Below are 287 nucleotides of genomic sequence, written 5' to 3'. Positions count from 1 at the left end.
GGCAGTGTGGACGGCAGTAAACTGACAGAAGGAGCGGTATCCAGCATTCATTTGACCGAAGCGAGTGTGCAGTCTGCACATATCGCAGAAGGTGCCGTTCGTGCGGATCATATAGAGGATGGCAGCATCACGGCAAGCCATTTGAACGAAGAAGCTGTAAATACAGCTCATCTGCAAGATGGTGCAGTCACTGCGTCTAAATTGGCGGATGGCAGTGTGGACGGCAGTAAACTGACAGAAGGAGCGGTATCCAGCATTCATTTGACCGAAGCGAGTGTGCAGTCTGC

Annotated in this window: 1 pseudogene; it reads left to right on the top strand. The window is 51.9% G+C overall.

Annotated features, from left to right (window positions below):
• A pseudogene (locus tag EC604_RS30995) lies at nt 1–287 on the top strand (hypothetical protein); the annotation flags it as partial.

It is taken from the genome of Paenibacillus amylolyticus, assembly GCF_003719335.1.
Classification (GTDB): domain Bacteria; phylum Bacillota; class Bacilli; order Paenibacillales; family Paenibacillaceae; genus Paenibacillus; species Paenibacillus amylolyticus_D.
The sequence above is the reverse complement of the archived record's forward strand: the minus strand, read 5'-3'. Positions and strand labels throughout refer to the sequence as shown.